The organism is Rhodococcus sp. Z13 (assembly GCF_025837095.1).
GTDB classification, from domain to species: domain Bacteria; phylum Actinomycetota; class Actinomycetes; order Mycobacteriales; family Mycobacteriaceae; genus Rhodococcus; species Rhodococcus sacchari.
The window spans coordinates 587646-605598 of the sequence record NZ_CP107551.1 but is presented as its reverse complement, the minus strand read 5'-3'; the positions used below and the strand labels follow the sequence as shown (position 1 = coordinate 605598).

Annotated in this window: 18 protein-coding genes, 1 tRNA gene and 1 pseudogene; 6 read left to right on the top strand and 14 right to left on the bottom strand. The window is 69.1% G+C overall.

Annotation, left to right across the window (positions count from 1 at the left end):
* The first annotated feature begins 63 nt into the window (after positions 1 to 63).
* Entirely contained in the window at positions 64 to 897 is an 834-nt protein-coding gene (locus OED52_RS02840; protein WP_264153186.1) for an ABC transporter, read from the top strand.
* Here the strand turns inward: OED52_RS02840 and OED52_RS02835 are convergent, their stop codons facing one another.
* Complete coding sequence (locus OED52_RS02835; RefSeq protein ID WP_264153185.1) at positions 898 to 1767, bottom strand: ribokinase; 870 nt, start codon at positions 1765 to 1767, stop codon at positions 898 to 900.
* Between the two features lie 34 nt (positions 1768 to 1801).
* Positions 1802 to 2419, bottom strand: coding sequence for a TetR/AcrR family transcriptional regulator (locus tag OED52_RS02830; RefSeq protein WP_264153184.1), 618 nt, complete (start codon positions 2417 to 2419; stop codon positions 1802 to 1804).
* Between the two features lie 139 nt (positions 2420 to 2558).
* On the opposite strand from OED52_RS02830, the gene OED52_RS02825 reads away from it, so the two are divergent.
* Positions 2559 to 3032, top strand: a complete 474-nt coding sequence (locus OED52_RS02825) for a general stress protein (RefSeq protein WP_264153183.1) — start codon at positions 2559 to 2561, stop codon at positions 3030 to 3032.
* A 196-nt stretch (positions 3033 to 3228) separates the two neighbouring features.
* A pseudogene (locus OED52_RS02820) lies at positions 3229 to 3465 on the top strand (hypothetical protein); the annotation flags it as partial.
* 124 nt (positions 3466 to 3589) lie between these two features.
* Here the strand turns inward: OED52_RS02820 and OED52_RS02815 are convergent.
* On the bottom strand, positions 3590 to 4054 hold the full coding sequence (locus OED52_RS02815) for a PPOX class F420-dependent oxidoreductase (protein WP_264153182.1): 465 nt from the start codon (positions 4052 to 4054) through the stop codon (positions 3590 to 3592).
* Between the two features lie 144 nt (positions 4055 to 4198).
* Positions 4199 to 4273 (bottom strand) — tRNA-Thr (locus tag OED52_RS02810).
* 145 nt (positions 4274 to 4418) lie between these two features.
* On the opposite strand from OED52_RS02810, the gene OED52_RS02805 reads away from it, so the two are divergent.
* Positions 4419 to 6107, top strand: a complete 1689-nt coding sequence (locus OED52_RS02805; RefSeq protein WP_264153181.1) for a threonine/serine exporter family protein — start codon at positions 4419 to 4421, stop codon at positions 6105 to 6107.
* 36 nt (positions 6108 to 6143) lie between these two features.
* On the opposite strand, the gene OED52_RS02800 is transcribed toward OED52_RS02805, so the two are convergent.
* The 3 genes from OED52_RS02800 to OED52_RS02790 all read right to left on the bottom strand — a co-directional run bounded on the left by OED52_RS02800 (position 6144) and on the right by OED52_RS02790 (position 8804).
* Complete coding sequence (locus OED52_RS02800) at positions 6144 to 6380, bottom strand: MbtH family protein (protein WP_264153180.1); 237 nt, start codon at positions 6378 to 6380, stop codon at positions 6144 to 6146.
* Positions 6377 to 7768, bottom strand: a complete 1392-nt coding sequence (locus OED52_RS02795; protein ID WP_264153179.1) for a lysine N(6)-hydroxylase/L-ornithine N(5)-oxygenase family protein — start codon at positions 7766 to 7768, stop codon at positions 6377 to 6379. The genes OED52_RS02800 and OED52_RS02795 overlap by 4 nt, the downstream gene beginning before the upstream one ends.
* A 235-nt stretch (positions 7769 to 8003) precedes the next feature.
* Positions 8004 to 8804 (bottom strand): alpha/beta fold hydrolase, encoded by an 801-nt coding sequence (locus tag OED52_RS02790; protein WP_264153178.1) that lies wholly within the window; start codon positions 8802 to 8804, stop codon positions 8004 to 8006.
* Between the two features lie 174 nt (positions 8805 to 8978).
* Between OED52_RS02790 and OED52_RS02785 the strand changes: the two genes are divergently transcribed.
* Both OED52_RS02785 and OED52_RS02780 read left to right on the top strand, forming a co-directional pair.
* On the top strand, positions 8979 to 9188 hold the full coding sequence (locus OED52_RS02785; RefSeq protein ID WP_264154808.1) for a hypothetical protein: 210 nt from the start codon (positions 8979 to 8981) through the stop codon (positions 9186 to 9188).
* A gap of 46 nt (positions 9189 to 9234) precedes the next feature.
* Positions 9235 to 10746, top strand: a complete 1512-nt coding sequence (locus OED52_RS02780; RefSeq protein ID WP_264153177.1) for an alpha,alpha-trehalose-phosphate synthase (UDP-forming) — start codon at positions 9235 to 9237, stop codon at positions 10744 to 10746.
* A 22-nt stretch (positions 10747 to 10768) separates the two neighbouring features.
* Here the strand turns inward: OED52_RS02780 and OED52_RS02775 are convergent, their stop codons facing one another.
* Genes OED52_RS02775 through OED52_RS02745 form a run of 7 tightly spaced genes read right to left on the bottom strand, consistent with a single transcriptional unit; the run spans position 10769 to position 17953 of the window.
* Positions 10769 to 11335, bottom strand: a complete 567-nt coding sequence (locus OED52_RS02775; RefSeq protein ID WP_413247708.1) for a twin-arginine translocation pathway signal — start codon at positions 11333 to 11335, stop codon at positions 10769 to 10771.
* On the bottom strand, positions 11332 to 11907 hold the full coding sequence (locus tag OED52_RS02770) for a hypothetical protein (RefSeq protein ID WP_264153176.1): 576 nt from the start codon (positions 11905 to 11907) through the stop codon (positions 11332 to 11334). The genes OED52_RS02775 and OED52_RS02770 overlap by 4 nt, the downstream gene beginning before the upstream one ends.
* On the bottom strand, positions 11907 to 13319 hold the full coding sequence (locus OED52_RS02765) for an MCE family protein (RefSeq protein ID WP_264153175.1): 1413 nt from the start codon (positions 13317 to 13319) through the stop codon (positions 11907 to 11909). The genes OED52_RS02770 and OED52_RS02765 overlap by 1 nt, the downstream gene beginning before the upstream one ends.
* The gene (locus OED52_RS02760) at positions 13316 to 14533 is read right to left on the bottom strand and encodes an MCE family protein (RefSeq protein WP_264153174.1); all 1218 of its coding nucleotides are present in this window, start codon (positions 14531 to 14533) and stop codon (positions 13316 to 13318) included. Before OED52_RS02760 ends, OED52_RS02765 begins: the two co-directional genes overlap by 4 nt.
* Positions 14530 to 15870, bottom strand: a complete 1341-nt coding sequence (locus OED52_RS02755) for an MCE family protein (RefSeq protein WP_264153173.1) — start codon at positions 15868 to 15870, stop codon at positions 14530 to 14532. Before OED52_RS02755 ends, OED52_RS02760 begins: the two co-directional genes overlap by 4 nt.
* Complete coding sequence (locus tag OED52_RS02750) at positions 15867 to 16937, bottom strand: MCE family protein (protein ID WP_264153172.1); 1071 nt, start codon at positions 16935 to 16937, stop codon at positions 15867 to 15869. The genes OED52_RS02755 and OED52_RS02750 overlap by 4 nt, the downstream gene beginning before the upstream one ends.
* The gene (locus OED52_RS02745) at positions 16934 to 17953 is read right to left on the bottom strand and encodes an MCE family protein (protein WP_264153171.1); all 1020 of its coding nucleotides are present in this window, start codon (positions 17951 to 17953) and stop codon (positions 16934 to 16936) included. Before OED52_RS02745 ends, OED52_RS02750 begins: the two co-directional genes overlap by 4 nt.

Genomic DNA, 17953 nt, shown 5'->3' with positions numbered 1-17953 from the left:
ACGCCTTCTCCCCGCCACCGTCCCATCCGCGGAACACGGCCCGCGGCGGTTACAGTCGAGTCCATGAATCTCGGGTCCGTAATCGTGTTCCCCGTACGCGTGGGCCTGACCGCCGCGGAGACGGCCCTGAGCGTCGCCGAGACGGTCGTCGGGACCGTGCGGGTCGCGGTGTCGCCGACCACCTATTCGGCGCTCGGAGCGGTGGGCCTGCCCGACACCCGCAGCTCGCTGGGCCTGCTGCAGCAGATCTCGCAGCTCGTCTCCGAGGACCGCGCGCTGGGCCACGCGCTGCGGCCGGGAGGTCCGCTCGACCGGCTGCTCGCCCCCGGCGGGCCGGTCGACCGGCTCACCGAATCCGGAGGACTGCTGGACCGCCTGCTCGAGCCGGGCGGGCCGGTCGACCGGCTCACCGCACCGGGCGGGCCCCTCGACCGGATCCTCGCCGACGACGGCGCCCTCGACCGGCTCGTCTCGGAAGGTGGTCTGCTCGACCGGCTCACCGCGCACGACGGCCCCCTCGAGCGGCTGCTCTCCGAGGACGGCGCCGTCGAACGGCTCACCGCCCCCGGTGGCATCGTCGACGTGGCGATCCGGCCCGGTGGTGTCGTCGAACGCGCTCTCGCCCAGGGTGGGGTGCTCGACGTGCTGCTCGCCGAGCAGGGTGCGCTCGAACGTCTGCTCGCCGAGGGCGGGCCGCTCGATCAGATCGTGTCGCTGTCCGAGACGCTCGCGCACCTCACACCCGGCATCACGCAGATGAACGCGAGCATCGACATGCTGCGCGAGACCGTCGAACTGCTGCGCGGCGCGGTCGGCCCGCTCGGTGATCTCGCCGGCAGGCTGCCCGGACGGTGGTTGCGCAGCGGCAAGGGCGAACTGCTCCCGCCGCCGGGCTGATCAGCGGTCGGTCCGGCGCATCGCGACCAGCCTCGCCGCCGCCTCCGAGGCCTCCCGCGCGGCGGTGAACAGGTCGCGGCCGGAACCGAGCAGCGCGGCGAGGGTGCCGGCGAAGTGGTCGCCCGCGCCGGTCGTGTCGACGACGTCGACGTGCGGGACGCGCAGGTGCTCGATCGCGTCCTCGGTGCCGACCACCACGTCCTCCCCACCCCGCGTGATCACCACCGAGCGGACGCGTTCGAGCAGGCGGTGCACCACGTCCTCGAAGGTCGCCTCGGCCGGCAGCGCCGCGTAGAGAAGGGCTTCCTGCTCGTTGAGGACGAGCGGATCGGCGCCGGCGAGGATGTAGTCGTCGATGTCGGTGACCGGGCTCGGGTTCAGCACGAACCGCCGGTGGTGGGACCGCGCCCATTCGGCCGCCGCCCAGGTGACCGCGGGGAGCAGTTCGAGTTGGGTGAGCACCACGACCGGGTCGAGCTCGTCGAGGGCGGCGGTGACGTCCCGGGCGCGCAGCAGCGAATTCGCTTCGGGGATCACGATGATGCGGTTCTCGCCGTCGTCGGTGACGATGACGATCGCCCGACCGGTCGGCGCGCGGGTGGTGCGTAGATGGGTGGTGTCCACCCCAGCCTTCTCCTGGACCCCGCGCAGCAGGTCGGCGGCGTGGTCGCGGCCGACGGCACCGACGATCGCGGTGGGTACGAGCCGCGCGGCGCCGACGGCCTGGTTGGCGCCCTTGCCGCCCGGATAGGTGGCGAGGTGCCGGCCGAGGACGGTCTCGCCCTTCTCCGGGGCGCGCGAGACGTAGGCCGTCAGATCGAGGTTGAGCGAGCCGACGACCGCCACCACGCATCGACGCGTTCCGGTCACGTTCCCGAGCCTACGGCCGGGACGCGGCACCGAACTACGAGCGAGACGCGTTCGTGTCCGGTTCGAGTTCGGGACAGACGATGTGGACGACCTCGTCGGCCCACGACTCCCCCACCTCGCCGTGCCGCAGGTAGGCACCGAGATAGGCGCCGACGAGCATCGACACGGCGGTGTCGACGTCGAGGTCCCTGCGGACGGCCCCGGAGTCGACGGCGGCGCGCAGCACGTCGGCGACGACCTCGCTGCGGGCGTTGATGATCTCGCGGATCGACTCGGTGAAGTCGGGTTCCTGGTCGGTGAGGATCGCGCCGACGCTGCCCATGCCGACGTCGTCGGCCAGGCCGCGGCGGATCAGTTCGAGGGTCCACTTCACGCGGTCGTAGGCGCACAGTCCCTCGGGGACGCAGGGCGAGGCGAGCTTCGAGTCGAGCGCCGCCTGCAGGATCTCCTCGCGGTTGGCGTACCGCCGGTAGATCGTCGTCTTCGCCACGCCGGACAGCGCCGCGACCGCCTCGACGGTGACGCGGTGAGGCCCGTGCAGCCGGAGGATCTCGAGCGCCGCCTTCACGATGCGCGCGTCCGTCGCGGCGCGTTCCTTGACGGCACGTCGCGACGCGACCGCTGCCGTTTCCGTCCCGGCCTCGCCCACCATGTCCTCATCCTCCTCGTGCGGGGTCGACCCCGCAGGATTCCCGAGTCTCCCCGAAACGGCGACCCCGAATCAAACACTACGAAACGATACGCTACGATGAGCGTATCGTTCTGACCGTCGACGAAGGGAGAACGACCGCATGACCGATATCTACGCAGCCGCACCGGGGCACTACGCCGAAACCGAAACCCTTCTCGAGAGCTATCGCACCTACGACGCCGTCGAACGGGCCGTCGACCACCTCTCCGACGAGGGCTTCCCCGTCGAATACCTGCGGGTCGTGGGCCAGGGCGTCACCACCGTCGAACACATCGAGGGCCGCATGACCAACGGCCGCGCCGCCCTGCGCGGAGCCGCCGCGGGCGTCTGGACGGGCCTGCTCTTCGGCCTGTTGCTGGCCCTGTTCCTTCCCGCCGCCGACATGGCGCAGATCATCCTCGTCGCCGTCGCCTTCGGCGTGGTGTGGGGAGGCTCACTCGGCTTCGTGTCGCACTGGAGCATGGGTGGACGCCGCGATTTCGTCTCCCGCAAGAGCATCGAGGCGGCCCGCTACGACCTCATGGTCGACGCCGAGTTCGCCGAGCAGGCACGGGAGAAGCTTTCCCTGCGCTGAGCAGGAATTCTACTTCCTCCGACGAGTCCTCCGCCCCCGCCCTCCGGCGGGGGCGGAGTCGTTTCCCCACCCGGCCGGCACGGGCCGATCGGCCCGCCGCCCCGGACGGAAGTCCCGCCCGGGGGCGCCGGGATTTTCGTGGACGGCACGTCCTATTTCCCCGTTTGTCGCCCATTCCAATGGCATCATGCGAGCTATGGCCGGAACGTCGAACACCCCATCCACCCCTGCTGTCGGGGCGAAAGTCGTCGTGCGCAAGGGCGTCGCCGGTGACGAGCCCGCCCCCGGGACGATCGTCGACGATTTCGGGCCCGCGCAGAAGGCCGTCGGCGACGACCTGGGCCGCGACTGGGCTCCCGTCCGCAGGTGGGCCGTCGCCCTGGACGACGGGCGTCTGATCTTCGTCGACGAGGACGCCTTCGAATCCCCGAAGGACGAAAGATCCGACAAGGCGAATAAGTCGGACGAGACGTCGAATTCGAATGGATCGGAGAAATCCGAAAAGGCGGAGAAGGCCGAATCCCCCGAGAAGTCGTAGACCCCGGAGATACCGGAAGTCAGGCGGGCAACCACCCGGGCGGGAAACCACCGGTCGCGACGGGACCCCAGCGATCGATGCGGATCCTGATCAGCGACTTGCCCTGCTTCGCCATCGCCTCACGGTACTCGTCCCAGTCGGGATGCTCGCCTGCGATGCAGCGGTAGTACTCGACGAGACCGTCGAGCGCCTCCGGCATGTCCAGCACCTCCGCCTGACCGTCGACCTGCACGTACGGACCGTCGAAGTCATCGGACAGCACGCACAGCGTCACCTGCGGATCGCGTCGGATGTTCCGGGTCTTGGCGCGCTCCGGGTAGGTCGACACCACGATGCGCCCCTCCTCGTCGACGCCGCAGGTCACGGGAGACACCTGCGGGGTTCCGTCGGCGCGCAGCGTGGACAGCACCGCCCGGTGCCGTGGCCGAAGGAACTCCAGGAGTTCGTCCCGCCCGACCCTGTCCGCCCTCGCGATGCGTGCCATGACCACCCTTCCGCTCACCCCGTCCCTTCCCGCGAATGATACGGACCCGTACACCCCGCCGTCCGGGGTGTGCGGGTCCACCGACCGCGCGAAGAGGGAAGGAGAAAACAGGAAAGGCCGGTTCCTCGTGCGGAACCGGCCCCGTGGAGCCCCCTGTCAGGATTGAACTGACGACCGCTCGCTTACAAGGCGAGTGCTCTACCACTGAGCTAAGGAGGCAGTGCGCTCCACGGCCGCCGAACGACCCGTGAGCGACGCCATCATATAGCGCGTCACACTCCCGGCGCGCACCCACCCGCTTCGTTACGGTGGATTGCATGCGCACCCTCCCGGATTCCTCCAGCCGTCTCGGAGGCAGCGGACGGTGAGCCGGTACAGCGAGTTCCTCGACCGGGTTCTCGGCACCCGCCGCGCGACCATCGACGCGGTCACCGAAGCCCCGGCGCCGCTGCAGCCGATCGACCTGACCGACGACGCGGTGGTCGCCGAAGCCCTGGACGTCGCGGTGCGCGTCGGTGAGGTGCTGCTCGCCTCCGGCACCGGTGCGATCGACACCGCCGAGCAGGTGCGGTTCGTCGCCGCGACCTACGGTCTGGCGCAGTGCGACGTCGACGTCACCTACAACTCGATCGTCCTGTCGGCCTATCGCGGGCCGACGATGCCGCCGTCGAGCACGATGCGGATCGTCCACTACCGTTCGATGGACTTCACGCGGCTCGCCGCGGTCGACCGGCTGACCCGGCGCATCCGGCGCGACGCGATCTCCCCCGCCCAGGCCCACGAGGAACTGCTCGCCATCACCACGGCCGCCCACCCCTACAACCGCTGGGTGGCGACGGTCGCGTGGTCGGCGATGGCCGCGTCGATCGCCGTCCTCCTCGGCGGCGACGCGCTCGTCGCCCTCGTCGCCTTCGGGTCGACGTTCGTCATCGATCGGGTCAACCGCAAGCTCAACGCCGCGGGCCTGCCGTTCTTCTTCCAGCACCTCGTCGGCGGCATCGTCGCGACCGCCCCGGCGATCACCCTCTACGGATTCCGGGAATCACTCGGGGTCGAGGTGTCCCCGGGGCTGATCATCGCGGCCGGGGTGACGGTGCTGTTGTCCGGGCTGTCGCTGGTGGGTTCGGTGCAGGACGCGATCACCGGTGCCCCGATCACCGCGTCGGCGCGGTTCTTCGAAGTGCTGATGATGACGGGCGGCATCATCGCGGGTGTCGCGACCACCCTGCGCATCGCCTCGGTGTTCGGCGCGGAACTGCCCCTGATCAGCTACGAGGCCCTACCCGACCTCACCCAGCTGCCGACGAAGATCCTCTCCGGCGCCGCGGCCGCGCTGTTCTACGCCCTCGCCTGCTACGCGGAGCGCCGGGCGCTGACGGTGGCCGGGCTGGCCGGCGCGACCGGCAGCCTCGGTTACCAGCTCGCGCTCGGGCTCACGCTGGGGCCGATCATCTCGTCGGCGGTGGCCGCGACCGTCATCGGTTTCGCCGGTGGCCTGATGGCCCGCCGCGCGCTCACTCCCCCACTGGTCGTGGCGGTCGCCGGCATCACGCCGCTGCTGCCGGGCCTGGCGCTCTACCGCGGTCTGTACGCGATGCTGCGGAACCAGATGTCGACGGGGATGACGGCGTTGTTCTCGGCGTTCGGCATCGGGTGTGCGCTCGCGGCCGGGGTCACGCTCGGTGAGTGGCTGGCCCGCCGTACCCGCAATCCCCGCATCCTGTTCCGGGTGGGTGCGCTGCGCCGTCCGCAGCTGCGGCAGATCCCCCGCATCCGCCTCGACAAGCGGCCCATCCGGAGGCCCGCTCCCGGTCCCGCGACCGGCCCGATCCCCACCGGTTCGCTGCACACGGGTCCGATCCCGACCGGATCACCGACGGGACCGATCGCCACCGGTCCGCTGCAGACCGGGCCGATCCCCACCGGGCCGATCGCGTCGGGTCCCCTCGCGACCGGGCCGCTCCCCGTCTCCGATTCCCGGACGGGGTCGTCGCCACAAACGACGAGAGCCACGCTGCGCTTCCTGCGCGGGCGTGACTCTCGGCGGTTGTGACTGTGAAAGTCTCAGCTGCCCCTGTCGGGGGAAGTCTCAGCTGCCCTGACGGGCCTTCTCGTCGGCTTCCATGGCGTCGCGAAGGCTCTTCGGACGCATGTCGGTCCAGTTCTCCTCGACGTACTTGACGCAAGCCGCGCGGGACTCCTCGCCGAATACCACTCGCCACCCCTGCGGAACCTCGGCGAAGGTCGGCCACAGCGAGTACTGCTCCTCATCGTTGATGAGGACGTAGAAGCGGCCGTCTTCGTCGTCAAATGGATTCGTGCTCATCTCGCCTCACTTGTTGCGTAGGTGTGATGGTCCGATATCCTACCAAGCTCACCGATTTCTCCTTCGGTTCCGGGCAGTCGCCCGTCCCGTCGGCCGGTGATCGAGGTGAGGATCTCACCCGCCCGGACAGCCGCGTTGGACAGCAGCGAGGCGGTCAGACCGTGGGTCTTCTCGGTTCCGCCCTGGAGGTAGACGTCCGCCGTCACGTCCTCGGGCAGGGGCAGCCGGTAGTCGCGGGCCACGGCCAGGATCGGGGGCTCCGGAGCGAGGTCGCCGAGCAGCGGCTGCAGGGGTGCCGGTGCGAAACCGGTCGCGAGGACGACGGCGTCGCATTCGAGCGTCGACGTGCCGCCCTCGAGATTGTCGCGGATCTCCACGTCGATGCCGCCGTCGTGCTCGGTGGCCGACAGCACCTCGGAGGCGCGGTGCATGAAGAGGCGGCGACGGCCGCTGACCCGCTCGCGGTACTCCGTCGCGTACAGCGCCTCGATGAGTTCGGGCGAGACGACGGAGTAGTTGGTGCCGCGGTGCAGGGCGAGCAGCCGCTCGCGCTCCGACAGCGGTGCCGCGTGGAACTCGTCGACGACCTGCGGGTCGAAGATGCGGTTCGCGTAGGGGCTGTCGTCGGCGGGGCTGTATCCGAAGCGGTTGAAGACGTTGTGCACCTCGGCCTGCGGGAAGTGGGTGTGCAGATATTGCACGACCTCTGCGGCGCTCTGACCTGCACCGACGACCACGAATCGCTGCCGGGTCGGCTCGGGCATGTCCTCGAGATGGAAGAGGAAGTGGTGGTTGTGGAAGCACCGGGTGGACTCGGTGGCCCACTGCGGGATGCGGGCGCGCAGCCCGACGCCGACCACGACGCTGCGGGCGTAGGCGGTCTCACCGTCGGCGGTGCGGACCGCGAACAGGTCGGCGACACCCTTGCAGTTGCGGATCGGCTCGACCGCCACGACCTCACTGCCGTAGCGGACGTCGGCGTCGACACGTGCGGCGGCCCACTGCAGGTAGTCCTGGAATTCGTGCCGGGTGGGGAAGAACGTCTGGTGGTTCACGAAGTCCACGAGACGGCCGCGGTCGTGCAGGTACGAGAAGAAGCTGTACGAGCTCGTGGGGTTGCGGAAGGTGACCAGGTCCTTGGGGAACGCGATCTGCATGGTCGCGCCCTCGAGCAGCATGCCCGGGTGCCAGGCGAAGGCCGGCTGACGTTCGAAGAACCGAGCGCGGATCGGAGACTCGGGGCTGCCGGTGTTGTGCTCCTCGACGGCGATCGCAAGGGCCAGGTTCGAGGGGCCGAAGCCGATGCCGACGAAGTCGAAGACGTCTCCTTGCGAGGTGCCCTCCGACCTCCCCGCGTCGTCGGCGACAAGGCTGGAACGGTCGGTCATCCACTCAACTTCCGTACTCGGGGGCCCGCCGGCCCGTAATCGGATCGAACGACTTCGAAGATAGCTCAGGCTAACCTTTGTTGAATGAGCGTACCAGCGTTCACCGATTCCGCGGGCGCGCGGAGGACCCGGATCGCAGGGACCTTCGTCTCGACCCCACCCCCGCAGCCTCACCCCCGAACGCGACGAGCGCGGTGGAGCCGTCCCGCTCCACCGCGCTCACCACTCGATTCCCCTAGGACGCGAGGAAGTCGATGAGGACCTTGTTGACCGCCTCGGGGCGTTCGAGATAGCCGTAGTGCCCGGCGTCCGGGATCTCCTCGTAGCGCGCACCCGGGATCGCATCGGCGACCTCGCGCGACAGATAGGCCGGGATCATGCGGTCGTCGGCGAACCCGACGGCCAGGCAGGGCACCTTGATGGCGCGGTAGGCCGCGCGCCGGTCGAAGGCGCGATCCATGCCCAGCTGGGCACGCACGCCCGCCGACGTCCGGCCGCTGCTGAACTCGAAGATGTCGAGCCAGTCGCGGGCGGAGTTCTCGTCGGCCAGCGACGCCGGCGAGAGGTTCATCACGGCGGTGACGGCGGCCTGGTACTTCGCCGGCAGCTCGACGCCGCTGTCGTAGAGCTGACGCTCACCCTCGGTGAGCACCTGCTGGAAACGGTCCATCCGGGCGTGACCGGCCAGGAAGACCGCCTTGCGGACGAGCTCCGGACGCGCCAGCGCGAGCTCCTGCGCGACCCGCGCCCCCATCGACGTGCCCACCACGTGAGCGGGACCACCGAGCAACTCGATCAGCCCGGCGGTGTCGGCGACGAGGTCGTCGATGGTCATCCCGTCGACGCTCTCCCCCGACGGCGCGATACCGCGGTTGTCGAAGGTGGCGACGCGGTAACCGGCCTTCACCAGCGCCGGTACCTGATGCAGATCCCACACGCGTCCGGGGCTGCCCGTTCCCATGACGAGAACGACGAGGTCGCCTGTCCCCTTGACCTGGTAGTTCAGCGGGATGCCGTTGACGGTGGCAATGGGCATGAAGACCTTCCTGACGAGAGGCGCGGATGTGCGCCGCGGGCCGGAGTGTGCGGAACCGCGTGCGAAACGACGGGTCCTACGGTACCGCGACGATCCCGGCACCGACCCGATCCGGCGCGTGAGCAGGCAGGCGGGTGGCGTCGGACTCTCCGATTCTCCTAGAGTCGAAGCACGATGCGTGCTCGCACCGAGCAGCCACCCCGGGAGGACACCATGGCCGCGGATCCGACAACCGCGAACGATATCGCCGACGAAGATCTCGAACCCGTCGCCGACGAGACCGCACGACAGGCGCAGCGCGTCGTCGCTGCGTACGCGGAGAATGCGGACGAGTGCCGCATGCTGCTGTCGATGCTCGGCATCGGCCCCGGCGACAAGCACTGATCGACCCCCACCCCCGCCGACCCGGCCACCGAAAGAGGATCAGAACGTGACAGCAGGCGACGCGGACACGACGAGGAACAACGGCACGCACGCCGGATCGGACTTCGTGGTGGTCGCCAATCGCCTGCCCGTCGACCTCGAACGGCTTCCCGACGGCTCGACCCGCTGGAAGCGCAGCCCCGGTGGTCTCGTGACCGCACTCGAACCGATCCTGCGGTCGAACAACGGCGCCTGGGTCGGCTGGGCGGGGGTGGCGGATGCCGATGCCGGTGTCATCGTCGAGGACGGTCTGACGCTGCATTCGGTGCCGCTGAGCACCGAGGAGATCGCCGACTACTACGAGGGCTTCTCCAACGCCACGTTGTGGCCGCTCTACCACGACGTGATCGTGCGCCCGGAGTACCGGCGCGAGTGGTGGAACTCCTACGTCGCGATCAACCGCCGCTTCGCCGAGGAGACCGCGAAGGCGGCCGCGGAGGGCGCGACCGTCTGGATCCAGGACTACCAGCTGCAGCTCGTCCCGAAGATGCTGCGGATGCTCCGCCCGGATCTGACCATCGGCTTCTTCCTGCACATCCCCTTCCCGCCCATCGAGCTGTTCATGCAGCTGCCCTGGCGCACCGAGATCGTCGAGGGTCTGCTCGGCGCCGACCTCATCGGTTTCCACCTTCCGGGTGGCGCCCAGAACTTCCTGTACCTCGCGCGGCGTCTCGCCGGGGCCCAGACCTCGCGCGGCAACATCGGTGTCCGCTCGAAGCTCGGCGTGGTCCAGGTCGGCTTCCGGTCGGTGCGGGTCGGCGCGTTCCCCATCTCCATCGAGTCCGGCCGGCTCGACCAGCAGTCACGGAGCAAGGCCATCCGCGACCGCGCGAAGGCGATCCGCAAGGAACTCGGCAACCCGAAGAAGATCCTGCTCGGTGTCGACCGCCTCGACTACACCAAGGGCATCGACGTCCGGCTCGACGCGCTGCACGAGCTCCTCGAGGAGGGCCGGGTCGATCCGAAGGACACCGTGATGGTGCAGCTCGCGACACCGAGCCGGGAGCGGGTCGACTCGTACATCCACATGCGCGGCGAGATCGAGCGGACGGTCAGCCGCATCAACGGCGAGTACGCGACGGTCGGCCGTCCGGTGGTGCACTACATCCACCGCCCGGTCCCCCGCGACGAGCTCATCGCGTTCTTCGTCGCCGCCGACGTGATGGTGGTGACGCCGCTGCGCGACGGCATGAATCTCGTCGCGAAGGAGTACATCGCGTGCCGCAGCGATCTCGGCGGCGCACTCGTTCTCAGCGAATTCACCGGCGCCGCAGCCGAACTGCGCCAGGCGTTCCTGTGCAATCCGCACGACCTCGAGGACGTCAAGGACAAGTTGCACGCCGCGATCGAGGTGCCCCCCGAGGAGGGCCGGAGGAAGATGCGGGCCCTGCGCCGTCAGGTGCTCACCCACGACGTGGACCGCTGGGCCCGGTCGTTCCTCGACACCCTCGCCAACACCGGCGCCGCGGGTCGCGCGCTCATCGCTCCCGGTGAGGGCGACGAGCCCGACGAGTCGTGACCCGCCGGGCTGCATCCGCTTCCTAGATCGGGGTCAGACGGCTGACGAGCCAACGGCCGTCGTGCTTTTCGAGCTCCACCCGCACGCGGCTGCCGCTGCTCACCGCCTCCGGGTTCTCCGAGCTGGTGGTGATCTGGTTGAGGAACAGCAACGTCACCGCATGATCGGCGGTGGCCTCGACGATCGACGACGCCTGCACACTCACCTGGACGCTGATGGCCTTCTCCTTGGCCCCCGGCGCGATGATGTTCTTCATCAGGTTCGTGTACTCGTCACGGAAGTCGCCGGTCAGTCCCTCGGCGGCCGCGTCGGCCTGGGCGTCCACCTGGTCGTGGGTGTAGGCGAGCATCGCGACGGCCTGTTCCTCCGCGGCCACCCGGGCCTCGGTGCGCGCGGTCTCCGCGGCGGAGTCCTGCGCGGCACCGTAGCCGAGCCACGCGACCAGCACCGCGAAAACCACTGCGACGACGGACAAGCCGATCGCCAGATGCGGCAGATGGGACGGGCGCGGTTCGCCCGGATCGCTCGTCGGTGCCTGGCGGTCCGATTCCACAACCGTCACGTTCGGGTCCTTCTCGTCGTCGGTCACGGCACGAACTCCACCTTCGATGCCAGCAACCGGCCGTCCTCGTCGCAGATCGTCACCCGCAGACGGAAGTCGCGGGGTTCGGGGTCGCTCTGGTCGGCATTGCTCACCATTGCCCGGGACGCGACGAGCGACGACGCGCACGTACCGTCCTCGTTCTGGATCCCGGCCTCGAGGACCTCACCGGTGGTGTTGACGCCGGCCTGCTGCACGACCTCGACGAAAGGTCCTTCGCGGCCCTCGAACTCGGCCTTGAAGTCGCCCGTGGCGCCCTCGAGCAGTCGCGCGACGTCCGCGTCGGCGGTGTCGGCGCCGATCGTGGTCAGGTTGAGCACGGTCTGGCGGGCGGCCTGCAGGAAAGCGTCGCGACGCTCGTCGCGGTCGTTCGCCGACTGCCGGTCGACGATCAGCCACGCACCGGCCGCCACGAGCGCGACCACCAGGACGGACGCGATGATCGCGACCGGTTTGGCCCACTCGGGTGCCGTGGACACCGCAGCCGGCCGCCGGTGCGCGGATGCACCCTTGTCCAGGTTCACCCGCGTGTCGTTCTTGTCGGTCTCGTCGTCTGTCATCAGCCCTGCTGCGCCTTCATGAAACTCTCCAAGCTCCGATCTCCTCCGAGGTCGGCGTGCGTGTACACGGTGCCGTCGGGACCAATGTACGTGCCGGTCCGCGGATCGATGCGTCGCGCGGTCACGCCGGTGGGACCCGTGTCGCCACCCTCGGTGTACGAGGCGGGCGTCGGCACGACGTTCTCCGAGGCCACCGGGGTGGGCGGCCCGATCCACGGGTTGTCGGAGTAGGTGGGCTCGTAACCGGTGCGGCACATGTCCGGAGTGGGAGCGCGGCGGCCCGGATACTCCATGCAGGGCAGGTTGCGCGCACCGCGCACCGCGTTCGGGTAGTCCTGCGGCAGTTTGCAGAACACGTCGCCGGGCGTGTCGACCATCGACGTGTCGGCGGGGCTGCGCCACTGGTCCGGCGGGACGAAGCCCGAGAGGCAGGGCGGCGGATCGTGCAGCTGCAGGTGGAAGTCGACGATCGCGCCGTCCTCGGGCGGACCGGAGCCGGCGGCGGTGATCAGGGCCGTCGTCATCGGCGGGTAGAGCACGAGGATCTGCTCGATGCCCGCGTTGTAGATGACGCCCACCTCACCGACGCTCACCAGATTGGCGAGCAGCAGCGGCAGCGTGGGCTTCAGGTCCTGCAGCAGCGTCTCGGCCTCGGTGGCGGCGGTGGGCCCCTTGGCGAGCAGATCGCGCAGCTGCGGGTCGCTCTCGCGCAGCCGATCGGTGAAGGTCACCATGTCCCGGGTCCACGACCGGATGGCGTCGCTCGTGACCACCTGGGTGTCGAGCAGCGGACCCACCTGGTCGATCAACTGCCGGGTCTCGGCGCTGTTGGCCGCGGCTTCCTGGACGAACAGCCGCGTGGAGTCGATCAGCTGCTGCAGTTCCGGGCCGGTGCCGTTGAACGCGTCGAACGCCTCGTCGACGACCGTCCTCAGACGGGTGTCGCCGATGGAGGCGAGCAGCACGTCGGCCTGGTCGAGCAGCGCACCGACCTCCTGCGGCACCGACGTGCGATCCTCGGGGACGACGTCGCCGTTCGCCAGATAACTGCCGGCGGAGCTTCCGGGGCGGGGCACCAGATCGACGTACTGCTCCCCCACCGCCGAGACGCTGCGCACCGACGCGTCGACGTCGGCGGGGATCTTCACGTCGCTGTCGATGGACAGCTTCGCCTCCACCCCGGTGGGCGAGAGCGTGACGTTCTGGACGGTGCCGACCGTGTTGCCGCGATAGGTGACGTTCGCGTGCGGGTAGAGACCACCGGTCGACGGCAGTTCGACGACCACCTCGTACCGCCCGATCCCGAACAGGGAGGGCAGGCGCACGTACATCACCGACATCACGACCAGGCCGACGACCGTGAGGATCGCGAAGATCGTGAGCTGGATGCGGACGAACCGCGTGAGCATCATGGTGCGGGCACCCCCAGGGGCAGACCGGGAATCGTGATCTCACCGATGCCGGGAATCGTCAGTGTCCCCTCGGGGAACTCCGGTGCCGGCGGTGGCGGCTCGAGCGGCGCCCGGAACGGGTCGGTGGCCTGCGCCGCGAGTCCGGCGTCGCGGCCGAGGATGCCCTCCGGTCCGGCGAGCCGCCCGGCGAGCGGGGTGCCGGACAGGAAGTTCAGGTCGAGGCGGTCGAGGCTGAGGTCGATCGTCATGGCCAGGTTGGCGTAGTCGCCGCGGATGATGTTGTTGATGCCCGCCTGCGGGAAGGGATAGGTGAGCAGCACCCCGAGCACCTCGGTGAGGGCGTTGCCGGAGTCGGCGAGTGCCTTCAGGGTCGGGGCCAGGCCCTCGAGGTTCGCCTTCAGATCGTCGTTGGAGCTCTCGACCAGCCGGCTCGCGACCACACTCAGTTCACCGAGCGAACTCATCGCGTTCGTGAAGTTCGCGCGCTGATCGGCCAGCACCTCCAGCGCGGCCGGCAGCTCCTCCAGGGCCCGGACCAGGGTCTCGTTCTGGTCGTCGACGGTGACGGCGAGCCGGTCGAGTCCTTCGAGGGCCGTGACGATGTCGTCGCGCTGGTCGTCGAGGGTGCGGACCAGTTCGTCCAGACGCGGCAGCAGATTCCGGATCGAGTCCTCGCGGCCGACGAGCGCGGCGTTGAGTTCGGTGGTGATGTCGTTGATCTGGGCGAGGCCACCACCGTTGAGCACCACCGACAACGACGACAGGGTCTGCTCGGTGGTGGGATAGGTCCCGGCCCGTTCGAGCGGGATGAGGTCGCCGTCCTTCAGCCGGCCGCGGGGCGGTTCGTCGACGGGCGGCAGCAGTTCGAGGTGCTGGGAGCCGAGGAGGCTGGTCTGTCCGATGCGCGCGATGGCGTTCTCGGGCACGACGACGTCCTGATCCAGCGAGATCGTCACGAGCGCGTGCCAGTCCTCCACCTCGATCCCGGAGATCGAGCCGACGGTGACGTCGTCGATGCGGACGGGCGAGTTCTGGGTCAGCGTCGTCACGTTCGGCATCTGGATGCGCACCTGGTAGGCACCCTCCCCGCGGCCCGCCGTGCCCGGCATGGGAATCGAGTTGAGCCCGTTCCATTCACAGGCGGACAGGCTCGCCACCACCACCAGCGCGGTGACCGCGACGCCGAGACGTCGGGACTTCGATCGGCCGGTCATCGTCCTCCTCCCGGCTGCAACAGGGATCCGAGATCCTGGGGAACCCGGAGCGACGGCAGCCCGCCCAGGATGCCGTCGAGCGGAGACGGCGCCGGGTCGGACAGCGACGGTCCGGGGGCGGTGCCCCGTCCCTCGGCGGCGCCTTCGAGCCACGGTTCGCTGTAGACGAGGTCGCCCGGGAACGCCTGCACGCTCCCCAGCGGATTGACCAGGTACGGAAGGTAGTTCTGGCTCATCGAGGCGAGCACCGGGCCGAGCTGCTGACGGCACAGTTCCTCGCTGCGTTCCGAGGTGGCGTTGGCGGCCGCCGCGACGGAACCGCACATCCACTCGACCGGGTTGGCGAGGTTGTTGATCGCGAGCGCGCCGGTGAGCGAGCCCTGCGCGGGCTTGTAGATGTTGTAGAAGTTCGCGAGCGAGGTGGGGCCGGAATGCAGCACCCGCTCGATCTCCGGACGCTTGCGAGCGAGCACCTCGGTGGCGTCGGCGAGCCGCTCCACCGACTCGGTGAGCGCGGCGCGATTGTCCTGCACGAACCGCTGCACGTCGCCCACGGCGATGTCGAGTTCCTCGAGGGAGATCCCGAGCTGGTCGGAGCTCTGCGCGAGCACGTCGGACACCGAGGCGAGCCGGCCGCCGAACTGCACGATCTGCTCGTTGCTCGACGACAGCACCGACACGAAGGTCTGCAGGTTGCGGATCGTCGAGAACAGGTCGGTGCGGCCCTCGGAGAGGGTGTGCATCGTGTCCGACAGCTCCCGCAGTGCGGCACGCACGGATTCGCCGTTGCCGTCGAGGTTCTCGGCGGCGGTGTCGATGAACCGGCCGAGCGAGCCCTGCGGGTCGAGTTCCTCGGGACCGAGGGCCTCGGACAGGCGCATCAGTTCGGTCTTGATCTGGTCCCACTCCACCGGGGATGCGGTGCGCTGCACCGGGATCGTGGCACCGTCCTCGATGGTGGGTCCGCCCGAGTACACGGGGGTGAGCTGGACGAAACGCGCCGAGACGAGGCTCTGGGCGATGATCACGGCGTTCGCGTCGGCGGGGATCTCGACGGAGTCGTCGACCTTCATGGTCACCCGCACGAGGTCCTCGCGGGGTTCGATGTCGGTGATGCTCCCCACCGGCACGCCGAGCACGCGGACGTCGTCGCCCTCGTAGAGGCCCGTGGTGGAGACGAATTCGGCGTACACCGTGCGCTTCCCGAGGTCGGGAAGGACGAACGCGGCGAGTCCGCCGAGCACGAGCGCGGCGACGACCGCGATCGCCGCGGGGATCAGCCAGCGGGGGCGCCGGCGGCCGGTGGTGGTCTCGGCCGGCGTGGTGTCGGTGCTCATTCACCCTCCCCTTCGCCGTCCCGTTTGATGGTGGGGGGCTCCTTCGGAATCACGTCCTGCAGGTCCTGTTCCAGCAGTTCGGGTGCAACCTGGCTGTCCACCACGGCCTTCCACCACGGTGCGGGCAGGATGTTCGACACGTAGGCGTTGAAGAACGGGCCGCTCGCCACGGATTCGCCGAGCGCGCTGATGTAGGGACCGAGACCGTCGAGCGCCCCGGCGATGTTCTCCTTGTTGGCCTGCAGATTCGCGGTGACGAGATTGAGCTTCTCGAGCGTCGGGGCCATCTGCGCCTGGTTGTCCTGCACCAGCCCGGTGAGCTGACGCGAGACGGCCGAGACGTTCGCGATGAGCTCGGTGATGGCGTCGCGGCGCAGGCTCAGTTCCCCGAACAAGGCGTTCGCGTCGACGACGAGTTCGTTGATGTGGTCGCTGCGTTCGGAGAGGATGCCGGTCACCGACTCGGCGCGCTCGAGCAGCTCCCGCAGCGACTCGTCGCGTTCGTTGATCGACTGCGACAGCCGGGTCATGCCCTCGAGGGCCCCGCGGATCTCCGGCGGGGTGTCCTGCAGCGACTCGGACAGCGCGTCGAGCGAGTCGTTGATCCGGTCGGTGTCGAGTTCGGACACGCTGGTGGTGAGGTCGCCGAGGGCGTCGGTGAGCGAGTACGGGGAGTTGGTGTACTCGAGTGGGATCACCGTGCCGGGACGCATCACACCGTCGCCGCCGGGTCGCAGCGCCAGCGACTTGCGACCGAGCACCGTGTTGGTCTTGATGTCGGCGCCGGTGCCGTCGCCGAGTCCGATGCCGTCCTGGATGCGGAACGTCACCAGAACGGCCTGCTCGTCGAGCCGGACGTCGGTCACGTCCCCGACGGTGACACCGGCGAGCATGACGTCGTCGCCGGGCACGAGGCCTCCGGCGTCCTCGAAGCGGGCCGAATAGGTCAGGCCACCCGAGAGGAAGTGCAGCTGGTCGTACTGCAGGCCGGCGAGGACGATCGCGGCGGAGACCGCCAGGCCGATGATGCCGGTGCGGACGTGGTTGGGGTCGCGGGGTGCACTCATTCGATCTTCGCGCACCTTCCCGTGTCGTGGTTCGCCGTGGTGTACCGGATGGTGGTGCCGTCCGGCCCGGAGAACTTGAAGGTGTTGGCACACAGGAAGAACTGGAAGAAGTTCCCGTAGGAGCCCACCCGGATGAGTTTCTTGTAGTCGGACGGCAGCCGCTCGAGGGAGCGGTTGATGTCGTCCTTGCCGAGGTCGAGTTGAGTCATGGTGCGGTTGGTTTCGGCGATCACGGTCTGCAGGTCGGGGCGGTTGTTCTGCAGCAGCGACGCGAGATCGGCGGTGCCGGCGGCCAGTTGCGGGATCGCGGCGCCGATCGGATCGCGGTCGGCGGCCAACCCGTCGACGAGGGTGTGCAACCGGTCGATGGTGTCGGCGAACTGGCGGTCGTGGTCGTCGATGGTGCCGAGGACGGCGTTGAGGTTGTCGATGACGTCCCCGATCAGTTGATCCCGGTCGGCGAGGGAGTTGGTGAAGGAGTTGGTGTTCCCCAGCAGCGAGACGAGGGTGTCGCCCTGCCCCTGGAAGACCTGCAGCAGCGCCCCGGACAGTTCGTTGACCTGCTGGGCGTCGAGGCCCTGGAGCAGCGGCTTGAACCCGCCGAGGAGCAGGTCGAGGTCGAGAGCCGGTTCGGTCCGGTCGAGCGGGATGCTGCCGCCGGGCGGCAGGATGTCGAGTCCGCCGGGGCCCTCGAGCAGTTCGAGATAGCGGTCGCCGACGAGATTCTCGTAGCGCACCGTTGCCCGGGTGCTGGTGAACAGCATGTACTTCGAATCGACGTCGAACTCGACCTCCGCGGTGTTGTCGGGGCCGATGCCCACCTTCTTCACGGAGCCGACCTGCACGCCCGCGATGCGGACCTTGTCGCCGACCCCGAGGCCGGACACGTCGGTGAAGGTCGCGTGGTAGTCCTCGGTGCCGGTGAACCGGGTCTGGCTGAACACGACGGCCAGACCCGCGAAGATCAGCGCCATCGTGACGGCGAAGACGAGGAACTTGATCGTGGTGGCTCTCAT